The organism is Streptomyces geranii (assembly GCF_002954775.1).
Lineage (GTDB): Bacteria > Actinomycetota > Actinomycetes > Streptomycetales > Streptomycetaceae > Streptomyces > Streptomyces geranii.
Map to the genome: position 1 here is coordinate 36,330 of NZ_PJME01000010.1, position 19,067 is coordinate 55,396.

The following is a 19,067-nucleotide window of genomic DNA, read 5'->3' on the forward strand; positions in this document are numbered from 1 at the left end:
CCAGGAACAGAAGGGGTGAGGGCGGACGGGTGACACAAATGATCCCTGCATCTTTATTTACGGAGTCTCCCCCCGACTCCACCGGTCGATGCCTCAATCGTGAGCCGGATCACATGGGCAGGCGAGGGGGAGCGACGGCGTCGGCCGCCCCGCCGAACTCGCTCAGCGCGCCCTCGACGATCGCCTCCAGCCGGGCGTGATGGGCGCCCCGCCAGTACAGACGCCCGCACTCCACGCACTGCGCGAACACGTCGTACGTCCGCCGCGTCCCGTCCTCCAGCCGCTCCCCGACCGTCTCCTTGGCGGCCCGCTCCAGCAGCCCGTTGCAGGCCGTGCACCGGCTCCAGGGCGCGAGCGCGGGCGCGAACCGGTCCAGTACGTCCCGGAGCTGGTCGTCCGGCCGGTCGCTGTAGATGTACGCGCCCGCCCACAGCTCCCGGCGCCGCAGCAGCCCCCGGTCCCGGGACAGCAGCACCCGCCGCTCCGCCGCCGACAGCGCGGCCAGCGCCGGATCGCCGATGTCCTCGCTCTCGTACGCCGCGTCCACGCCCAGCAGCCGCAGCCGGCGCGCGAGCGTGCCGAGGTGCACGTCGAGCAGGAAGCGCAGCGGCGCCCCCGGCACCGGCTGCGGTCGTACGACGGCGCAGACCTCCACCGTCTCGCCCGCGCCCGGCACATGGGAGACCGGCACCTCGCGGCCGTCGACCAGCAGCCGCCCGGCCTCGGTGAGCGGCACGCCCAGCGACTCCACCACATGCCCGAGCGAGGACGAACCGTCGGTGACCACGGTCGTGCGCCCCGCACGGCGCTCGGACGGGACGAAAAGCCGCAGCTCAGGGGCGAAACTGATGACGATCTCCGGTCTGCTCATCCGATCAGCATGTCATCGGGCGGACCGGGAGCGCCCGGGACTTTCCGGTGCACTACTCTCAACGCTCTCAACACGCCTCGCTGGTGGGGGAGTACGGCAGCATGCAGTTCGAACGTACGGGTGTGCCCGGCTACGAGGTCGTCGAGGTCCTCGGCCAGGGCGGCTTCGCCACCGTGTACCGGGCCCGCCAGCTGGCCGTCGGCCGCGAGGTCGCCCTCAAGATGGACAGCCGCGTCCTGGCCACCGACCGCGACCGGCAGCGCTTCCTGCGCGAGGTCACGGCGGCCGGTCAGCTCTCCGGCCACCCGCACGTCGTCGCCGTGTACGACGCCGGGGTGCTCGACAACGGCCGCCCGTACATGGTCCTGGAGCTGTGCCCCGGCGGTTCGCTCGCCGACCGGCTCCACGAACACGGGCCGCTTCCCGCCGCCGAAGCCCGGGACATCGGCGTACGCGTCGCCGACGCGCTGGCCGCCGCCCACGCCTCCGGGGTCCTGCACCGGGACATCAAGCCCGGCAACATCATGATCGACCGGTACGGCAATGTCGGCCTCGCCGACTTCGGGCTGGCCGCGATGCCCCGGCCCGGGCAGGAACTCTCGGTCACCCGCGAGGCGTTGACCCCGGCGTACGCTCCGCCGGAGGCCTTCCGGCTGGCCGAGCCGACGTACGCCGGGGACGTCTACTCCCTCGCCGCCACGATCTACGCCCTCGTGCACGGCAGACCCGCGCACTTCCCGGAGCAGGGCAGCCTCGGGATCGCTGAGGTCATCGTCCGGCACGACTGGCCCCTGCCCGACCTCCCCGGAGTGAGCCCGCGCCTCACCGAAGTACTCCGGCACGCGATGGCCCCGGACCCGGCCCACCGCATCCCGAGCGCGGCGGCGTTGCGGGACGCGCTGGCCGCCGTGGACCTGGCGAACGCGAGCGGCACCACTTTCGCGCCCGCCCCCGTCCCCGTCCCTGCCCCTGTCCTCACCCCCACGGTTGGCCCGCCCGTCGTGCTCTCCACCACCACCGTCCCGAGCCGGAAGAAGCGCGAGAAGGCGCGGCTGCGGGTGTCGATCGCGGCCGTGGCGGTGGTCGTCGTCGGCGGGGGCGGGACGGTGGCGTACCAGTACCTGCCGCCGTCGACCTCCGCCGCCCCGACCACCGGAGCCTCATCCTCCGCTTCCGGTACGGGCGAGGCGAGCGCGTCCGCCCAGGCCGGGAGTGCCGGGACCGCCGGTTTCGGCGTGCCGACCACGACCGAGGACTGTCCGGCGGCCGGGGTCGCGGACGTCGGCGGGCGCTGCACCACGACCGCCGAGTGCTGGGGCGGCATGGTCGTCACCGTGGGCATCGTCGCCGTGAACCGCACCGACTGCCTGGTGTCCCACCCGTGGGAGACCTTCGCGATAGCCCCGCTGCCGTCCGACGGCATGACCAACAACCAGCAGGAACTGATCAAGCACCCCGACGTGCGCAAGCTCTGCTCCCGCGAGGTCATGGCCGCGTCCCGGCAGGGCGACGCCCTCAAGATCGCCCCCGACCGCTGGACCATCGACGTACTCCCGCCCACCCAGACCCAGTACGCCGACGGACTGCGCGTCATGCGCTGCGTGGCGACCGTCACCGGGGTGGAGTCGACGGAGGCCCATTTCCGGCCACGGAGCTGACCGCCGGGCCGGTTGTGCCCCCGCCCGTGACCCGCTCCTAAAATCTGGTCCAACTGCCCAGTATCCGAGCGGTAGTTGACGTAGGGCGAGACGTACTGCTCAATTGTTCGCATGGATGCCCAGCAGCAGCGCTTGGTGACGCGCGGCCACATCGACCTCTGTCGAGTGTGCTCCGCCGCGTGTCGCGCCTGACCTGCTCCGACTCGGCAGCGGGCCGTCGGACCGGCCCCTCTCTCCATGTCTCCCTCTCCCTGATTCCTCCGCGCCTCCCCGTTTCCTGACGAGCCGTCAAGCACGGCCGTACGCGGGGCTGTTCCGTGCTGCCCCCGTGCGGGGCCCGCCGGGCCGGACGACTCAGGGGGCCCTCCGAAAGGCCCTCTCCCATGCCCGTGGAATTCCTTGGCATCGCCGCGACCAACGACGCCTCCGAGACCACCCCGCGCTCCGGCGCAGCCTTCGACCGGGACTACACCCTCCGGCTGGCCCGGGCCCACGAGGACCACGGCTGGGACCGCGTCCTGTTCGCCTACGGCTCAGGCTCGCCCGACCCCGCCCCGGCCGCCGCGTACATCGCGAGCAGACTGGACCGCCTCCAACTCCTCCTGGCCCACCGCCCCAACGTCTCCTACCCGACCTTCGCCGCCAAGACGTTCGCCACCCTCGACCAGATCAGCGAGGGCCGGCTGACCGTCCACTTCATCACCGGCGGCAACGACCACGAGCAGGGCCGCGAGGGCGACACCCTCGGCAAGGACGAGCGGTACGCGCGCACCCGGGAGTACATCCGGATCGTCAAGAAGATCTGGACCACCCATGAACCCTTCGACCACGAGGGCGACCACTACCGCTTCCACGACTTCGTCAGCGATGTCTTCCCGGTCCAACAGCCGCGCCCGAACGTCTCGTTCGGCGGCTCCTCACCCGCCGCGTACGCCGCCGGGGGCGCCGAGGCCGACATCTACTGCCTTTGGGGCGAGCCCCTGGAGCGGACCGCCGAGCAGATCGAGGCTGTGAAGGCCGCCGCCAGGGCCGCCGGCCGCACCGAAGCCCCGCGCATCCAGGTGGCGTTCCGCCCGATCATCGCCCCGACCGAGGAACTGGCCTGGGAGAAGGCCCACCGCACGGTCGGCGTGATCAGGACCCGCAAGGACAGGGGCGACTTGGTCAGCAAACGCCACAACGCCCAGGCCCAACCCGAGAATTCGGGCTCCCAGCGCCTGATCGCGATAGCCGAGGCGGGCGAACGCTACGACCGCGCCCTCTGGACCCCGACCGCCGCCGCCACCGGAGGAGCGGGCAACTCCAACGCCCTGGTCGGCACCCCCGAGACCGTGGCCCGCGCCCTCCTCGACTACTACGACCTCGGCGTCGACATCCTCTCCGCCCGCGGCTACGACCTCCTCGGCGACGCCATCGACTTCGGCCGCCATGTCATCCCGATCGTCCGCGAGGAGGTCGCCAAACGCGACGCCGAACGCGCGGCCCGCGGCCCGCAGGTGGTCCTGGCGACGGCGGTGAACGGATGACGTCGTTCGCCCAACCACCCCAGAGGGCAGGTGAATTGACGATCCGTTACGTCACCACAGCCGACCCCCTCGCCGAACCGCTGCTGCGCGAACTGGGCGACGAGTACTCGACCCGCTACGGCGAGGACGCCCGCGCCGAACTGGCCGGCTACCCCGACGAGGAGTTCACGGCACCGCACGGCGGGGTCCTGCTCCTGCTCCTGGAGCACGGCGAGCCGGTGGCGGGCGGCGCGTTCCGCAGATACGACGCGACCACGGCGGAGCTGAAGCGCATCTGGACCCACTCGTCCCACCGCCGCCGGGGCCTGGCCCGCCGGGTGGTGGCAGAACTGGAGCAAGAGGCCAGGACCAGGGGCTACAGCCGCATCTACCTCACCACGGGCCCCCGCCAGCCGGAGGCCCAAGGCCTCTACCTGTCCACGGGCTACACGCCCCTCTTCGACGCAGGGGCCGACCCGGAGTCGATCGACAAACTCCCCTTCGAAAAGCAACTCGGCTAGCAGGAATTGACGAAGGGCCCCACGAGCGCGCCCCAAAGGGGCGCGGGGAACTGCGCGACAAGCCCCCACGACCCCGCACCAAACCACCAACCCTGACCACCCCGACCCCCACCCCCAACCCCCGGACAGGAGCCCCACCATGGGCACAACCACAGACTCCACAGCGCCACCCGGGGACAGCAGAACCGCTTCCCCCGCCCCCCGTCCGGAGGACCCCACCTCCCTGAAAATCATCCCCGTACGCCACTACGCCCGCTGGGCGGCAGCCGCAGCCGTCACCATCCTCACCGCCCAGTTCGCCCATGGCCTGATCACCAACCCCGTATGGGAATGGCAGGTCTTCGCCGACTACGTACTCTCCGAAACGATCGTCCAGGCAGTCGGCGTGACCCTCCAACTCACCGCCTACGCAACGGTGTTGGGCTTCCTGCTCGGCGCCGTTCTCGCCTTCATGCGGCTCTCCAGGAGCCCGGTGCTGCAGACCGTCGCCTGGACCTACATCTGGATCTTCCGGTCGATCCCGATGATCGTCCAGCTCGTGTTCTGGTTCAACCTCGGTGCGCTGTACGACCGGTTGGGCGTCGGCATCCCCTTCGGCCCGGTGTTCTGGTCCGTCGACAGCAACACCCTGATCGGCACGATCGGCGCCGCCATCATCGGACTGACGCTGCATCAGGCCGCGTACGCCGCCGAGATCGTCCGGGGCGGGGTCATCGCGGTCGACCACGGCCAGCTGGAGGCCGCCGCCGCGCTGGGCATCCCCCGGCTCCGCCAGATCCGGCGGATCGTGCTCCCGCAGGCCATGCGCGCGATCCTCCCGACCGCCGGCAACGAGATCGTCGGCCTCCTCAAGGGCACCTCGGTGGTCTACGTGATGGCGATCGGCGAGCTGTTCTACCAGGCCCAGGTGATCTACGGCCGCAACGGCCGGGTCATCCCGCTGCTGCTGGTCGCCACCGCCTGGTACGTCGTCCTCACCTCCCTCCTGACGGTCGCCCAGTACTACGTCGAGCGCCACTACGCCCGGGGCGCCAACCGCACCCCACCGCCCACCCCGTTCCAGCGCGTCCGCCGCCACCTCGCCAAGGGAGTCTCATGAGTGCCGTCATGGTGGACGTCCGGGGCGTCCACAAGAGTTTCGGCCCGCTGGAGGTCCTGCGCGGTGTCGACCTCCAGGTCCGGGCCGGTGAGGTGACCGTGATCCTGGGCCCGTCCGGCTCGGGCAAGTCCACGCTCCTGCGCACGATCAACCACCTGGAGAAGGTCAACCAGGGCTGGATCAGCATCGACGGCGAACTGATCGGCTACCGCCGCTCCGGCCGGAAACTGCACGAACTGCGCGAGAGGGACGTACTGAAGCAGCGCACCCACATCGGGTTCGTCTTCCAGAACTTCAACCTCTTTCCGCACCTCACCGTGCTGGAGAACCTCGTCGAGGCCCCCGTCTCCGCCCTGCGCCGCTCCCGCAAGGAGGCCGTGGCCACCGCCGAACGTCTCCTCGAACGGGTCGGTCTGACGGACAAGAAGGCCGTCTATCCACGGCAGTTGTCCGGCGGCCAGCAGCAGCGCGTCGCCATCGCCCGCGCACTCGCCCTCGAACCGAAGGTGCTCCTCTTCGACGAGCCCACCTCGGCCCTCGATCCGGAGCTGGTCGGCGAAGTCCTCGACGTCATCAAGGACCTGGCGAGCACCGGCACCACCATGATCGTCGTCACCCACGAGATCGGCTTCGCCCGCGAGGTCGCCGACACCGTGGTCTTCATGGACGGCGGACTCATCGTCGAACAGGGCACGCCCACGGCGGTTCTGGACACCCCGCAGCACGAAAGAACCCGAGCGTTCCTCTCCAAGGTCCTCTGAACCAAGCCTCTTTGAACCGCCTCCGCCCGATCTTCTCCATCTCCCTTCTCTCTTCCGTCTCTCTTCCTCTGTACAAGGAGTACGCCCGTGACCAACACCCTCGCCCGCCGATCCACCGCAGCCGCCCTGGGCCTGGTCTCCGCCCTGGTCCTCGCCGCCTGCGCGAACCCCTCGGACGGCGGGACCACCGAGGTCGCGGCCACGAAGGGCGCCGGCAGCGGCACGAAGATCAACCTGAGCCCCGACCAGAACCGGGTCACCACCGAGAAGGTCGACTCCATCGCCGCCCAACTGCCCGCGAAGACAAGGGAGAGAGGCACCCTGGAGGTCGTCTACTCCTCGGGCAGCGCGGCCCCGCTCGGCTTCTACGCCACCGACAACAAGACCCGGATCGGCGTCGAGTCGGACCTCGCCTACCTCGTCTCCGAAGTGCTGGGCCTCAAGCCGGACTTCAACACCGTCTCCTGGGAGAACATCTTCGTCGGCCTCGACAGCGCCAAGTACGACGTCGGCTTCAGCAACATCACGGTCACCGAGGAGCGCAAGGAGAAGTACGACTTCGCCACCTACCGCGAGGACAACCTCGGCTTCGAGGCGAAGAAGGGCAGCGGTCTCAACATCACCGGGCCCAAGGACGTGGCGGGCAAGACCGTGGCCGTCGGCAGCGGCACCAACCAGGAGAAGCTGCTCATCGAGTGGAGCAAGGAGGCGGAGAGCGCGGGTCTGGAGCCGGCGGACATCAAGTACTACCAGAACGACAGCGACACCTATCTCGCCCTCCAGTCCGGCCGTATCGACCTCTACCTCGGCCCCAACCCGACCGCCGCCTACCACGCGGCAAGCACCGGCAGGACTGAGGTCGTGGGCACCTACTCCGGTGCCGGTTCGACCCTCCAGGGCCTCATCGCGGCGACCACCAAGAAGGACAGCGGCCTGGTGAAGGCGCTCGCCGCCGCGATCAACGAGATCATCGACAACGGCACCTACGCCCAGGTGCTGGAGCGCTGGGGCCTCACCGAGGAGGCGATCACCACCTCGGAGATCAACCCGCCCGGCCTGCCCAAGACCAACAAGTAGGCGGCCGGGCACAGCGCACCGCCCTCAAGTGCCCCGAAGACCGGGTCACTTGAGGGCGCCCATGGTGACGCCCGTACGCCAGTAGCGGCGCATCGCGATCATCATGATGGCCATCGGGACGATGGACAGCAGCGCACCGGTCAGCACCAGGCTGGTGAGGTCGACGCCCGACTCGGCGCGTTTGCCCGACCAGTTGTACAGGCCCAGGTTGAGCGTCCAGTTCTGCTCGCCGCGCAGAACGGTGAGGGGCAGGAAGAAGGCGTTCCAGGTGTTGACGAAGGCCAGCAGGAAGACCGTGGCACCGCCCGTCGTCATCATCCGCAGCACGATGCTGAAGAAGATCCGCAGTTCGCCCGCGCCGTCGATGCGGGCCGCCTCAAGGAGTTCGAAGGGGATCGTCGCCTCGACGTACACCTTGGCGAGATACACGCTGAACGGGTTGATCAGACACGGGATCAGCATCGCCCACGGGGTGTCGACCAGCCCGATCTCCGAGAACAGCAGGTAGAGCGGCAGCGTCAGCAGCGCGATCGGGATCAGGAAGGAACCGACCACGGCCGCGAACACCGCCCCGCGCCCGGGGAAGTCGAAGCGGGCCAGGCCGTAGCCGGTCGCGAGCGCGATCAGCGTGCCGCCGAGGGAGCCGACACCCGCGTACAGGAACGAGTTGGCCGTCCAGCGCAGGAAGATGCCGTCCTCGTAGGTGAAGACCTGATGCAGGTTGTCCCAGAGGTGCCAGCCGGAGAACCACAGGCCGTTGGACTGGTAGAGCCCCGTACGGTCCTTGGTGGCGGCGATGATCAGCCAGTACACCGGGAACAGGCTGTACACGCTGGCCAGGACGAGCCCGACCAGCACGAACCGCTGGCCACCGCGCGAACGCGCCCTGGGATCGGGCCGGCCCAGGCGGCGGGCGGTCGGAGGCGGAGGCTGCTTCGAGGAGTCTGCCGTGGTGGTCGTGGTTGAAGTGGTGGAAGCGGCGGTGGTGGCCATCAGTCGGTCTCCTTCGAAGTCAGCCGGTAGAAGAGGAAGGAGGCGACGCCGAGGATCAGCGCGAGCAGGACCGAAAGGGCGGCGGCGTAGTGGTAGTTGCCCGCGTTGAACGCCTGGTTGTAGATGATCATGATGGGCGTGAAGCTGTCGTCGACCGTCTGCGGGGTGATGTTCCGGAACAGCGCGGGCTCGTTGAAGATCTGCAGCATCTGGATGATCGAGAGCATGCCGGTCAGCACCAACGCCCCCCGCACGAACGGGATCTTGATGCTCGTCGCGACCCGCCACTCGGTCGCGCCGTCCAGCCGCGCTGCCTCGAACAGCTCGCGCGGGACACCCTGCAGCGCCGCGTAGATGATCACCATGTTGTAGCCGATGCCGTGCCAGGTCAGCAGGTTGCCGATGGACGGCCACACCATCGACGGCGCGAAGAAGTTCCAGTCCAGGCCGAAGAGTTGGCCGAGCGGGGTCAGCGGGCCGACGTCCGGGCTGTAGAGGTTGATCCACACGATCGCGGCGACCACACCCGGGATCATGTACGGCACCAGCAGCATGATCCGGAACCGGCCGGCGGCCTTGGACGTGAGCGAGTCCAGGAGCAGCGCGAGGACCAGGCTGATCACCAGCATGACCGGGATCTGTACGAGGGCGAACAGCACCACCCGCAGCACGGAACCCATGAACTTCGGGTCCGTCAGGCCCTGTTGGTAGTTGTCCAGGCCGGAGAACTCGTCCGTGGTGCCGCCCAGACCGAGACCGGAGGACTGCGACCGGTACAGCGACTGGTAGACGGCGTACCCGATCGGCAGCAGATAGAGGAAGACGAAGCCGAGCTGGAAGGGCACCGTGAAGGCGGCACCCTTCCAGCGCAGTGAGCGAATCATCAGATGTCAGCCTTAGGTCTCTAGCCCTTGACGTTGATACCGCGGGACTTCAGGTCCTTGACCGTCCACTCCTGCATGTGGGCCAGGAGTTCGGCGACCGTCTGCTTCTTGCCGACCACCTGGCCCCACTGGCTCTGCAGTTCGGAGAACATCGCGGTCCAGTCGGGCCCGAAGGTCCAGTCGGTGGTCACGGTCGACAGGCTGTCCTTCACGATCTGCTGCGCCGGCTGGTAGTTGGCGCCGAGCAGCTTCTCGGAGATCGCCTCGGGGACGTACGAAGCGCTGTCGGCCAGCGCGGGCATCACACCGCTGCCGGTCTCCGGGCTGGCCATCGTCTTGACCGCGCCGGTGTCGGTGGACATCCACAACGCGGCGTCGGCGGCCTGCTGTTGGTGCTCGCACTGCTTCGACACGAGCGTCAGGTTGCCGCTCTGGTTGGTCCCGGCCGGGGTCTTCGCGGCCTCGCCCTTGTACGTCGGCCAGGGCGCGAGCGCCCACTTGCCGAAGGAGTCGGTGAAGTTCTGCACCATGCCCGACATCTGCCAGGTGGAGATCTGCCGGGTCGCGGTGCCGCCCTTGTCGAAGTTGCGCTGCACGGCCGCGTAGTCGGCGAAGGACAGCGTCGAGTTGAGGTCGTTGTCGATGATGTCCTGGATCACCTTGGCGGCCTTGAGGCTGCCCGCGTCCTGGAAGTCCACCTTCCAGGCGTCGCCGTCGATGGAGTACCAGTGGGCGCCCGCCTGCATCGCCAGCACCTCCAGCGTGCTGGGGTCCTCACCGGCGTAGTTGGTGATCTTCACACCGTGCTTCTTCAGCACCTTGCCCGCCGCGATGAAGTCGTCCCAGGTCGCCGGGGCCTTCAGCCCGTACTTCGAGAAGATGTCCGTACGGTAGATCGTGAACGCCGGTGCCGAGGCCGTGGGCACGCCGTAGATCCTGCCCTGCACCTGGCCGACGGCCCACGAACCCGGGTTGAACTTGTCCTTGCTCGACTCGACGTACTTCGTGATGTCGGCCAGCGCGTCCTGAGCCACCCAACTCGTCACGTACTCACCGGTGTTCTGCAGCAGACAGGGAGCGTTGCCCGCCTTCACGGCGTTGCTCAGCTGCTTCTGCATCGTCAACTGGTCGGTCACCTTGGTGTACTTCAGCCGGACGTCCTTGTGCGAGGCGTTGAACGCCTTGACGACCGCCTCCTGACCGTTGGCCCAGCCCCAGAAGTCGAGGGTGACGGGACCGGACGACCCCGAGGCGTCGTCACCGGAGTCGGACCCGCCGCAGGCGGAGGCGGTGAGCGCGAGGGCGCAGATGACTCCGGCGAGGGCGGGGCGCCTGAATCGGACGGACATGAGCGTGCTCCTTAGGTGTCACCGGGTATCACCAGGTATCGCCACGAGGCCGAGAGCGACTTGAGGCCGAGGGCCGTATGAGGCCGAGGATGTAACCGTTTGCCGTGCTGGACGGTAGGCCGGGTCCAGCCGAGAAGCAAGAGGTCGTCAGATCTCTGTTTCGCCTGCCTTGCGGGCGAGTTACGGCTTGGCACGGATGACCTGCGGTTCTTCTCCCGCAACGGTTCCGGCGGATGTGGCACGCGTGATCGCGTCTCACCCCGGGGCATTGACCGGGTCGGAGCAGCGGTCCTAGCTTGGAATACGTTTACATCCCGCACCTCCGTGGTGCGTGTCCCGCCCCGAAGCAGGAGTCCCATGCCCCTCGCCGCCCCCCGCCTTCCGGTCGCCCTGTTCGCGATGGACCCGGTGCACCTGCCCGAACTCTTCCCGCCCGCCCTGATGGCACGGCTGCGGGAGCTGGTACGGATCGATCCCGCCCTGGTCGTACGGGACTTCACCGACCCGGGTGCCGCCGCCGCGCTGGCCGAGGCGGAGGTGCTGATCACCGGCTGGGGCTGCCCGCACATCGGCGCCGCCGCACTGGCCGCCGCACCCCGGCTGCACACGGTCCTGCACGCCGCGGGCAGCGTCCGCAGCCTGGTCGGTGACGCGGCCTGGGAGCGCGGCCTCGCCGTCTCCAGCGCGGTCCGGGCGAACGCCCTCCCGGTGGCCGAGTACACCCTGGCCGCCGTCCTGCTGGCCGGCAAGGACGCCTTCGGCCTGCGCGAACGCTTCCGCCGCGAGCGCGTCTACCCGGCCCCCGCCGACTACACGGCGGTGGGCAACCTGGGCCGGCGGGTCGGCGTGATCGGCGCCTCCCGGGTGGGCCGCCGGGTCCTGGAACTGCTGCGCCCCTTCGAGCTGACGGTGACGCTGTACGACCCCTACGTGGACGCCGACGAGGCCCGCTCCCTGGGCGCCCGCTCGCTCCCGCTGGAGGAACTGCTGCGCACCAGCGACATCGTGACCCTGCACGCCCCCGACATCCCGGAGACGTACCGCATGCTCGACGGCGACCGCCTCGCGCTGATCCCCGACGGCGGCGTCCTGATCAACACGTCGAGGGGCGCGCTGGTGGACCACGACGCGCTCACCGGGGAGTTGGTGTCGGGTCGGCTGGGTGCGGTGCTCGACGTGACGGAACCGGAGCCGCTGCCCGCGGGGTCCCCGCTGTACGACCTGCCGAACGTGTTCCTCACCCCGCACATCGCGGGGTCGCTGGGCAACGAGCTGGCCCGGCTGGGGCGGACCGTGGTGGAGGAACTGGCGCTTCTGGGGGCGGGGTTGCCGTTGGGGCACCGGGTGCGGCGCAGTGATCTGGCCCGGAGTGCGTAGGCGGGGGAGTGGGGGGAGCGCGGGGCGTACGAGCACTGCGGGGCGTACGCGAACTGCGGGGCGCACGCGAACTGCGGGGCGTACGCGAACTGTGGGACGTACGAGCGCTGTGGGACGTACAAGCACCGCTGGGGGTACGGGCACTGCCGTGACCAGCCCTGTGGGATGTAACGGGTTTCATCGCGAGGGGAGGCAGTTGCTGCACAGCCACCGGTCGACGTACCGGCGATGCAGTAACGTCGGAACGTGACGGAGAACGGAACCGAAGCCCGGAATTCGGGCCCTCGCGGCGGTGCGGGCAGGCGCAGACGGAGCGGGGCGGACGGCGACCGGCCCAGCACGATCCGCGATGTCGCGGCCCGGGCGGGCGTCTCGGTGGCAACCGTTTCCAGGGCCCTGGCCGGCAGCCACCCCGTCTCGGCGGCCACCCGGGCCCGCGTCATGGCGGCTGTGGAGTCCCTGCACTATGTGGTGAACGTCCACGCGAAGGCGCTGTCCGGCGGGGTCGCGGGCCCGGTCGCCCTCGTCATGGAGCAGATCATCGGCCCGTCGTTCGCCGATGTCGCCGCCGGGGTCGAGCAAGAGGCCGCCGCCCGGGGCCGGTTGAGCCTGGTCTGCACGACCCACGGCGACCAGGGCCGGGAACACGACCTGGTCCAGCTGATGCGCGAACAGCACGCGGCGGCGGTCATCCTGGTCGGCGGCGCGGTACTGGACGAGGCGTACCACGAACGCATGGCCGAGTACGCCAGGGCGCTGGACGCCGTCGGCTCCCGGCTGGTGCTGTGCGGACGCCCGCCGCTGCCCGGCGACCTCCCGGTGACCGTCGTCGAGTACGACAACAGGGGCGGCGCCTTCCAGGCCGGCGACCACCTGCTCAGCGCGGGCCACCGCCGCATCCTGTACCTGGGCGGCGACCCCGCGATGAGCACGGCCGAGCAGCGCCGGGCGGGACACCTCCAGGCGCTGCGCGCCCACGGGGTGCCGTACGCCGAGGAGTTGGACATCCCGGGGACCTACACCCGCGCCTCGGGCTACGACCGGATGCGCGACGCCCTGAAGGCGGGCCTGGACTTCACGGCGGTCTTCGCGGGCACGGACATGGTCGCCACAGGCGTATTGGCGGCCCTGCGCGAGGCGGGCCTCGACGTCCCCGGCGACGTCTCGATCATGGGCTTCGACGACGTCCCCTTCGCGGCGGACCTGTCGACGTCACTGACCACGCTCCGGGTCCCGTACGAGGACCTGGGCCGCACGGCCGTACGCCTGGCCCTGGACGGCGAACGGCGGACGTCCGGCGGGGACCACGTGATCCTGGGTACGCAGCTGGTGATCCGGCAGTCGGTGCGGCCACCGGGGGAGAAGGGGACGGGGCGGGGGCGGCGCGGCCGGACCTGACGGTCCGCCGGCACCGGATGCCCCGGGCCGGCGTCCGATCGTGCCCGTTGTGCCGGCCGCACCCGGCTTCGCACCGCTTCCCCGGGTGGCCGCATGGGTCCGGACCTGACCGGCAGGGTGAGCGGCGTGCTGATACCGGCCCCCACGGTGTCAAGTCGGGCTCTAGGTCGGCGCCGCACAATGCCAGCGCTTCCGAAAGGAACGGAACGGGCGGCGTGCAGCCGCGGTCTGCGACCACACGGGGGGTTCTCATGCAGTTCCGGATACTGGGCACGGTAGCGGTCGGCATCGACGGCGCGGTCCACGCCGTCCCGGGGCTCCGGCAGCGCTGTCTGCTGGCCAGCCTGCTCATCCAGGCACCCGCGGTGGTACCGGTCTCGACGCTCTACGGCGAGCTGTGGGACGAGAGTCCGCCCGCCACCGTCGAGAACGCCCTCCAGGCGCATGTGTCGCGACTGCGCCGCACGCTCGTCCAGCTGTCGGGCGACCCGGCGGCGGCGGACCTGCTGCGCACCCGCAGCTCCGGCTACAGCCTCGACGTGCGGCCGGAGGACATCGACGTCAACCGGTTCCATGGCCACTTACGCCGGTCCCAGCAGGCCATGGCGGCCGATGACCTGCCCGCCGCCCTGGACCTGCTGGAGCAGGCGCTCGGCCTGTGGCGGGGCACCCCGCTGGGCGACGCCGCCAGCGGACCGCTGTGCCAGAGCGCGGCCACGGAGTGGGAGGAGGAGTACCTGTCCGCCCGGGAGGACGCCTACTCGCTGCGCATCCGCACGGGCGAACCCATGAGGGTCGTAGGGGAGTTGAAGCGGATGGGCATCGCCCATCCCTGGCGGGAGCGGACCACCGAACTGCTCATGCTGGCGCTCTACCGGAGCGGACGCCAGGCCGAGGCGGTCGGCGTCTACAACGCGGCCCGGCTGCGGCTGGTCGACGAGCTGGGCATGGAACCCTCCCCGAAACTGCGCGGCCTCTTCCACCAGATGCTCAACCAGGACCCGGACCTGCACGACTCCACGCCCTTGCTACGCCACACCGCCTGACCGCCACCGCCACCGCACCAGCGCCGCGACCGGCGGTGCGGGTCTCCCGGGACTTCCGGAAGGCCCGCACCGCCGGTCGCGGCGCGGCGATGTCGGTCGGTTGCGGCGGTCGACTACTCGGTGGCGCCCCCGGGCAGCAGGCGGCTGAATCCGGTGTACGTGGCCAGGGAATCCGGCAGGATCACCGAGCCGTCCCGCTGTTGTCCCTGCTCCAGCAGCGCGGCGACGGTGCGGCCGATCGGGAGGCCGGAGCCGTTGAGGGTGGCCGCGGGCCTTCGTACGGCACCTGACCGGTAGCGGATGCCCGCTCGGCGGCCCTGGAAGGTGCCGCAGTCCGATACCGAGGAGATCTCGCGGTAGCCGTCGTTGCCGGGCAGCCACACCTCGACGTCGTACGTCTTGCGTGCGGAGAAGCCGATGTCCCCGGCCGGCAGCAGCACCACCCGGTAGGACAGTTCCAGCCGCTTCAGGCATGCCTCGACGTGACCGAGCATCAGTTCCAGCTGGTCGGCGGCGTCCTCGTCCCGGCAGACCCGGACCAGTTCCACCTTGTCGAACTGGTGCAGCCGCAGAATGCCCCGGGTGTCACGGCCGTACGAGCCCGCCTCGGCCCGGTAGCACGGCGTACGGGCGGTCATGGCCAGCGGCAGCCGGTGTTCGTCGAGCACCTCCCGCGCCACCAGGTTGGTCAGCGGGACCTCGGCGGTGGGGATCAGGAACATCTCCCGGCCGCCCACCGACGTGGCGAACAGGTCGTCCTCGAACTTCGGCAGCTGTCCCGTGCCGGTCATGGTCTCCCGGCTGACCAGGTGCGGCACCGCGTACTCGGTGTACCCGTGCTCCCGGGTGTGCAGGTCGAGGAGGAGCGAACCCAGGGCCCGTTCCAGCAGGGCGCCGGGCCCGCCGCTGACGCTGAACCGGGCCCCGGACAGCCTGCCCGCCGCCGCGGCGTCCAGTACGCCCAGCCGTTCGCCGAGGTCGGCGTGGTGCCGGCCGAGGCCGGGCCCCGAGCCGCGCGGCGGGCCGACCCGGCGTATCTCCACGGCCTCCTTCTCGCTGAAGCCGTCGGGCAGGTCGTCCGAGGGCAGGTTCGGCACCGTCAGCAGCAGCCGCTCCAGCTCCTGGTCGGCCTCCCGGGCCTCGGCCTCCGCGGCCTGCACCCGCTCCCGCAGCCGCCGGTTGCGGACGTGCGGGTCCTCGCCGGAGGCGTCGGCGGCCTCCCCGGCCGGTGTCCCCTCGGCCCGGCGCGGGCCACGGGACGCCTTCTTCAGCTCGGCCCGCAGCCCGCTCACCTCCGCCAGCGCGGCCAGCCGTCGCTCCTGTACGGCCCGCAGTGTGTCGAGGTCGAGCGGATGACCGCGCCGGGCCAGCCGGCGTTGTGCCTCAGGACCGCTCTCCAGCAGCTCGCGTACGTCGTGCACGTGGTTCCCCTCCAGGTCGGGTGAGCGGCAAGGGCCGGTGTCAGCTCAGGTCGGAGACCGTCGCGGGGGTGCGGGCCGGTGCGGCGGTGTCCGCGCGGTCCGGCTCGGCGGCGACATGCGCGGTGGCCAGCGCCCGGTAGCGCTCGGGCGCGACCGTCCGCAGCCGCAGCGCCCACAGCACGCCCAGCACGGCCACCAGCACGATCACCCAGGGCAGTTGGGCCACGACGCCACCGGTCGCGCCGGTCAGCACGTCGAAGTTGCCGACCACCAGCCACACGGTGGCGGCCAGCCCGGCGAACGCCAGCAGCGGCACCACCGTGCCCCGCCACCAGCCCGCCCGGACGCCCTTGCGGCGCAGCGCCACGGCCGACAGCGCGGACAGCGCCTGAAGGACCACGATCCCGAGGGTGCCCAGGCCGAGCATGCTGGTCGTCATGTTCGCGTACGGGTCCAGACCACCGGCCGCGAAGGCGACCGCGGCGACCGCGCACACCGCCACCTGCACGATCCCGGCCAGGTGCGGCGAGCCGAACCTCGGGTGCAGGCGGCCGAGGAACGCGGGCAGCAGACCGTCGTCGGCCAGCACCTGGGCGTACCGGTTGGAGGCCGTGTGCAGGGCCAGGGTCGCGGCGAACAGGCTGGAGCAGAGCATGATCTGCAGGGCGGTGCTGCCGGCGGACCCGAGGTAGTCGTCGCCCAGGACGAAGAAGAGGTCGCCGAGCTGCTTCCCTGCGGTCTCCCGCACCTGGCCCGCGCCGATCGCGCCGACCGCCACCCAGCTGGTCAGGGCGTAGAAGCCGGAGATCAGGACGGCGGCGACATAGGTCGCCCGGGGCACGCTGCGCCGTGGGTTGCGGGTTTCCTTGCCGTAGAGGGCGGCCGACTCGAAGCCGATGAACGACACGAAGGCGAACATCAGCGAGACACCGAGCCCGGGTCCGGTGGCCGCGTGCCAGGAGAACGAGGTGCCCGGCAGCGCCGACAGACCGTGCCGGGCCAGCACCGCCACGTTCAGGGCGACCAGGACGCCGATCTCGGCGACCATCAGCACGGCCAGCACCCGGGCGCTGAGGGCGATGTCCCGGTACCCCAGTACGGCGATCAGCGCGAGGCCGATCGCGGCACACCACTCCCACGACAGGTGCGCGCCGTGGTCGGCCAGCACGAGGCTGGTGAAGTAGCCCGAGGCGCCGACCAGTCCGATCGTCGCGCAGTTGTAGGAGACGACCGCCGTCCAGCCGCTGCCGACCGCCGCGGGCCGGCCGAGGCCGTCGGCGACGGAGGCGTAGAAGCCGCCCGAGCCGCCGGTCCTGCGGGCACTGATCGCGTACCCGACGGAGAAGCACAGCAGGGTCAGCCCGGCGAACAGGAACGCGGCGGGCACCCCCTCGGCGGTACCGATCGCGAACGCCAGCGGGACGGTGCCGACCATCGCGGACAGCGGCGCGGCGGCGGCGACGATCATGAAGACGATATGGCTGGTGGTGAGGGTTCTCGTAGGGGCGGCGGGGGCGGGACTTCCGGCGGTCATGGCGTGCTCCTGGGATCGTGGACCGGGTATCCGGCGTGGCGGGCGGAGGGGAACGGCGAAGGGGAACGGCGGAGGTGCTGGACGGGACCGCGCGTCCCGGGTCGGTTCAGGCGGTCGTGAGGGCCAGTACGGCGTTCTGGCCGCCGAAGCCCATCGAGCTGCTCAGGGCGAGGTCGAACCGGGTCGCCGTGGCCGTCGCGGCCACCTTGATCTCGCAGGCGGGGTCGGGGACTTCGAGGTTGGCGGTGGGCGGCACCAGCTGCTCCTCCAGGCCGAGCACGGTGAACGCGGCCTCGACCGCCCCCGCCGCGCCGAGCAGATGACCGGTGACCCCCTTGGTGGACGTCACCAGCGGGTCGCCCAGCACCCGGCGCACCACCCGGGCCTCGGCCAGGTCGTTCAGCCGGGTCGCCGTACCGTGCGCGTTGACGTGCCCTACGTCGGACGGCGCACACCCGGCGTCGGCCAGCGCGGCCCGCATCGCCGCCTCCAGGCCGAGCCCGTCCGGGTGCGGGGACGTCACGTGGTGGGCGTCGGCGGAGGCGCCGTACCCGGCCACCCGGGCCCGGACGCGGGCACCCCGGGCGCGGGCGTCGGCGGACCGCTCCAGGACCAGTACGCCCGCGCCCTCCCCGGCGACGAAGCCGTCCCGGTCCGCGTCGAACGGCCGGGAGGCCGCCGCCGGGTCGTCGGCGCGGCGCGACAGCGTGCCCATCCGGGCGAAGCCGGCCATCACCAAGGGCGTGATCATGGCCTCGCCGCCCCCGGTGAGGACCACGTCGCACCGGTCCAGGAGCAGCAGGTCACGGGCGACGCCGACGGCCGTGGTGCCGGACGCGCACGCCGTGGCCACCACCAGGTTGGGGCCCCTCGCGCCGAACTCGATGGCCGTCTGGCCGGCCAGCATGTTCGGCAGCTGCATCGGCAGCAGCAGCGGGGAGACCCGGTGCGCAGAGTGCTCCACCAGCACCCGGTGCTGCTCCTCCACGGTGCCGGGTCCGCCGTCGGCGCAGCCGAGGACCACGCCGACCCGGGCGCCGTCCCAGGAGGCCGGGTCGAGACCGGCGTCGGTGATCGCCTCGCGCGCCGCGACCAGCGTGAACTGGCTGAAGCGGTCGAGCCGGTGGGCCCGGCGGGCGCCGAGCAGGGCGTCCGGGTCCCAGTCGGGCACCCGGCACGAGATACGTACCGGATTGCCGTCCAGGGCGGGGTCGAGGGCGGCGGCGGAGCGGCCGGCGAGGACGCCCGCCCAGCTCGCGGCGGTGCCGATCCCGGCCGGGGTGACCAGGCCGAGACCGGTGACGGCGATGTCGGGGCCGGCCATCACACCCGCGCGCTTCCCTGCTCTATCAGCTTCACCATGTCCCCGACGGTCTCCGCCTCCAGCAGTTCGTCGTCGGAGACGGACACCCCCAGCTCGGTCTCCAGGACGAGCGACAGCTCGACCACGGCGAGCGAGTCCAGCTCGATGTCCTCCAGGGTGGCCTCCAGGGTGATCTGCTCGGGGGTGACCTTGAGCTTGTTGACCAGGATTTCCTTCAGCTTCTCGAACATGACGTGCTCGCCTCCAAGG

18 protein-coding genes are annotated in these 19,067 nt (G+C 70.8%); 10 read left to right on the forward strand and 8 right to left on the reverse strand.

What is annotated here, in order from left to right:
* Positions 1-109: 109 nt before the first annotated feature.
* Positions 110-871, reverse strand: a complete 762-nt coding sequence (locus CW359_RS16360) for a Mut7-C RNAse domain-containing protein (RefSeq protein WP_105970674.1) — start codon at positions 869-871, stop codon at positions 110-112.
* A gap of 101 nt (positions 872-972) precedes the next feature.
* Here CW359_RS16360 and CW359_RS16365 point away from each other — a divergent pair, with 101 nt between their 5' ends.
* The 6 genes from CW359_RS16365 (at position 973) to CW359_RS16390 (ending at position 7,492) form a co-directional block, all read left to right on the forward strand.
* A complete protein-coding gene (locus CW359_RS16365) occupies positions 973-2,529 on the forward strand; it encodes a serine/threonine-protein kinase (protein ID WP_105970828.1) in 1,557 nt (518 codons plus the stop codon).
* Positions 2,530-2,912: 383 nt separating this feature from the next.
* The gene (locus tag CW359_RS16370) at positions 2,913-4,055 is read left to right on the forward strand and encodes an LLM class flavin-dependent oxidoreductase (RefSeq protein ID WP_105970675.1); all 1,143 of its coding nucleotides are present in this window, start codon (positions 2,913-2,915) and stop codon (positions 4,053-4,055) included.
* Positions 4,052-4,555, forward strand: a complete 504-nt coding sequence (locus CW359_RS16375; RefSeq protein WP_105970676.1) for a GNAT family N-acetyltransferase — start codon at positions 4,052-4,054, stop codon at positions 4,553-4,555. The genes CW359_RS16370 and CW359_RS16375 overlap by 4 nt, the downstream gene beginning before the upstream one ends.
* Before the next feature lie 139 nt (positions 4,556-4,694).
* Positions 4,695-5,654 (forward strand): amino acid ABC transporter permease, encoded by a 960-nt coding sequence (locus CW359_RS16380; protein ID WP_105970677.1) that lies wholly within the window; start codon positions 4,695-4,697, stop codon positions 5,652-5,654.
* On the forward strand, positions 5,651-6,415 hold the full coding sequence (locus CW359_RS16385; RefSeq protein ID WP_105970678.1) for an amino acid ABC transporter ATP-binding protein: 765 nt from the start codon (positions 5,651-5,653) through the stop codon (positions 6,413-6,415). Before CW359_RS16380 ends, CW359_RS16385 begins: the two co-directional genes overlap by 4 nt.
* An 87-nt stretch (positions 6,416-6,502) precedes the next feature.
* Positions 6,503-7,492: an ABC transporter substrate-binding protein gene (locus tag CW359_RS16390; protein ID WP_105970679.1), complete on the forward strand. Its 990-nt coding sequence runs from the start codon at positions 6,503-6,505 to the stop codon at positions 7,490-7,492.
* Positions 7,493-7,537: 45 nt separating this feature from the next.
* Here CW359_RS16390 and CW359_RS16395 read toward each other — a convergent pair whose 3' ends face one another.
* Genes CW359_RS16395 through CW359_RS16405 form a run of 3 tightly spaced genes read right to left on the reverse strand, consistent with a single transcriptional unit; the run spans position 7,538 to position 10,718 of the window.
* The gene (locus tag CW359_RS16395) at positions 7,538-8,485 is read right to left on the reverse strand and encodes a carbohydrate ABC transporter permease (protein WP_198655241.1); all 948 of its coding nucleotides are present in this window, start codon (positions 8,483-8,485) and stop codon (positions 7,538-7,540) included.
* Positions 8,485-9,369 carry a carbohydrate ABC transporter permease gene (locus CW359_RS16400; protein ID WP_105970680.1) on the reverse strand — a complete coding sequence of 295 codons (885 nt, stop codon included), beginning with the start codon at positions 9,367-9,369 and terminating at the stop codon, positions 8,485-8,487. The genes CW359_RS16395 and CW359_RS16400 overlap by 1 nt, the downstream gene beginning before the upstream one ends.
* Positions 9,370-9,389: 20 nt before the next feature.
* Entirely contained in the window at positions 9,390-10,718 is a 1,329-nt protein-coding gene (locus CW359_RS16405; RefSeq protein WP_105970681.1) for an ABC transporter substrate-binding protein, read from the reverse strand.
* A 357-nt stretch (positions 10,719-11,075) separates the two neighbouring features.
* Between CW359_RS16405 and CW359_RS16410 the strand changes: the two genes are divergently transcribed.
* The 4 genes from CW359_RS16410 to CW359_RS16420 all read left to right on the forward strand — a co-directional run bounded on the left by CW359_RS16410 (position 11,076) and on the right by CW359_RS16420 (position 14,539).
* Positions 11,076-12,095, forward strand: coding sequence for a hydroxyacid dehydrogenase (locus CW359_RS16410; RefSeq protein ID WP_105970682.1), 1,020 nt, complete (start codon positions 11,076-11,078; stop codon positions 12,093-12,095).
* Positions 12,096-12,103: 8 nt separating this feature from the next.
* Positions 12,104-12,247, forward strand: a complete 144-nt coding sequence (locus CW359_RS45270) for a hypothetical protein (protein ID WP_157968554.1) — start codon at positions 12,104-12,106, stop codon at positions 12,245-12,247.
* 94 nt (positions 12,248-12,341) lie between these two features.
* Positions 12,342-13,493, forward strand: coding sequence for a LacI family DNA-binding transcriptional regulator (locus CW359_RS16415; RefSeq protein ID WP_105970683.1), 1,152 nt, complete (start codon positions 12,342-12,344; stop codon positions 13,491-13,493).
* A 251-nt stretch (positions 13,494-13,744) separates the two neighbouring features.
* Positions 13,745-14,539, forward strand: coding sequence for an AfsR/SARP family transcriptional regulator (locus tag CW359_RS16420; RefSeq protein WP_105970684.1), 795 nt, complete (start codon positions 13,745-13,747; stop codon positions 14,537-14,539).
* 113 nt (positions 14,540-14,652) lie between these two features.
* Here the strand turns inward: CW359_RS16420 and serS are convergent, their stop codons facing one another.
* The 4 genes from serS to CW359_RS16440 form a co-directional block, all read right to left on the reverse strand.
* The gene (gene serS / locus CW359_RS16425) at positions 14,653-15,960 is read right to left on the reverse strand and encodes a serine--tRNA ligase (RefSeq protein WP_105970685.1); all 1,308 of its coding nucleotides are present in this window, start codon (positions 15,958-15,960) and stop codon (positions 14,653-14,655) included.
* A 40-nt stretch (positions 15,961-16,000) separates the two neighbouring features.
* Positions 16,001-17,494: an APC family permease gene (locus CW359_RS16430; protein ID WP_105970686.1), complete on the reverse strand. Its 1,494-nt coding sequence runs from the start codon at positions 17,492-17,494 to the stop codon at positions 16,001-16,003.
* Between the two features lie 106 nt (positions 17,495-17,600).
* Positions 17,601-18,818, reverse strand: a complete 1,218-nt coding sequence (locus tag CW359_RS16435; protein WP_105970687.1) for a beta-ketoacyl-[acyl-carrier-protein] synthase family protein — start codon at positions 18,816-18,818, stop codon at positions 17,601-17,603.
* Positions 18,818-19,048, reverse strand: coding sequence for an acyl carrier protein (locus CW359_RS16440; protein WP_105970688.1), 231 nt, complete (start codon positions 19,046-19,048; stop codon positions 18,818-18,820). The genes CW359_RS16435 and CW359_RS16440 overlap by 1 nt, the downstream gene beginning before the upstream one ends.
* Positions 19,049-19,067: the final 19 nt, after the last annotated feature.

Bases quoted from the DNA above. Each gene is read 5' to 3' on its own strand.
- CW359_RS16435 (WP_105970687.1), bottom strand. From the start codon at position 18,818: ATGGCCGGCCCCGACATCGCCGTCACCGGTCTCGGCCTGGTCACCCCG.
- CW359_RS16400 (WP_105970680.1), bottom strand. From the start codon at position 9,369: ATGATTCGCTCACTGCGCTGGAAGGGTGCCGCCTTCACGGTGCCCTTC.
- CW359_RS16380 (WP_105970677.1), top strand. From the start codon at position 4,695: ATGGGCACAACCACAGACTCCACAGCGCCACCCGGGGACAGCAGAACC.
- CW359_RS16385 (WP_105970678.1), top strand. From the start codon at position 5,651: ATGAGTGCCGTCATGGTGGACGTCCGGGGCGTCCACAAGAGTTTCGGC.
- CW359_RS16420 (WP_105970684.1), top strand. From the start codon at position 13,745: ATGCAGTTCCGGATACTGGGCACGGTAGCGGTCGGCATCGACGGCGCG.
- CW359_RS16365 (WP_105970828.1), top strand. From the start codon at position 973: ATGCAGTTCGAACGTACGGGTGTGCCCGGCTACGAGGTCGTCGAGGTC.
- CW359_RS16440 (WP_105970688.1), bottom strand. From the start codon at position 19,048: ATGTTCGAGAAGCTGAAGGAAATCCTGGTCAACAAGCTCAAGGTCACC.
- CW359_RS16395 (WP_198655241.1), bottom strand. From the start codon at position 8,485: ATGGCCACCACCGCCGCTTCCACCACTTCAACCACGACCACCACGGCA.
- CW359_RS16360 (WP_105970674.1), bottom strand. From the start codon at position 871: ATGAGCAGACCGGAGATCGTCATCAGTTTCGCCCCTGAGCTGCGGCTT.
- CW359_RS16410 (WP_105970682.1), top strand. From the start codon at position 11,076: ATGCCCCTCGCCGCCCCCCGCCTTCCGGTCGCCCTGTTCGCGATGGAC.
- CW359_RS16370 (WP_105970675.1), top strand. From the start codon at position 2,913: ATGCCCGTGGAATTCCTTGGCATCGCCGCGACCAACGACGCCTCCGAG.
- CW359_RS16430 (WP_105970686.1), bottom strand. From the start codon at position 17,494: ATGACCGCCGGAAGTCCCGCCCCCGCCGCCCCTACGAGAACCCTCACC.
- CW359_RS16405 (WP_105970681.1), bottom strand. From the start codon at position 10,718: ATGTCCGTCCGATTCAGGCGCCCCGCCCTCGCCGGAGTCATCTGCGCC.
- CW359_RS16375 (WP_105970676.1), top strand. From the start codon at position 4,052: ATGACGTCGTTCGCCCAACCACCCCAGAGGGCAGGTGAATTGACGATC.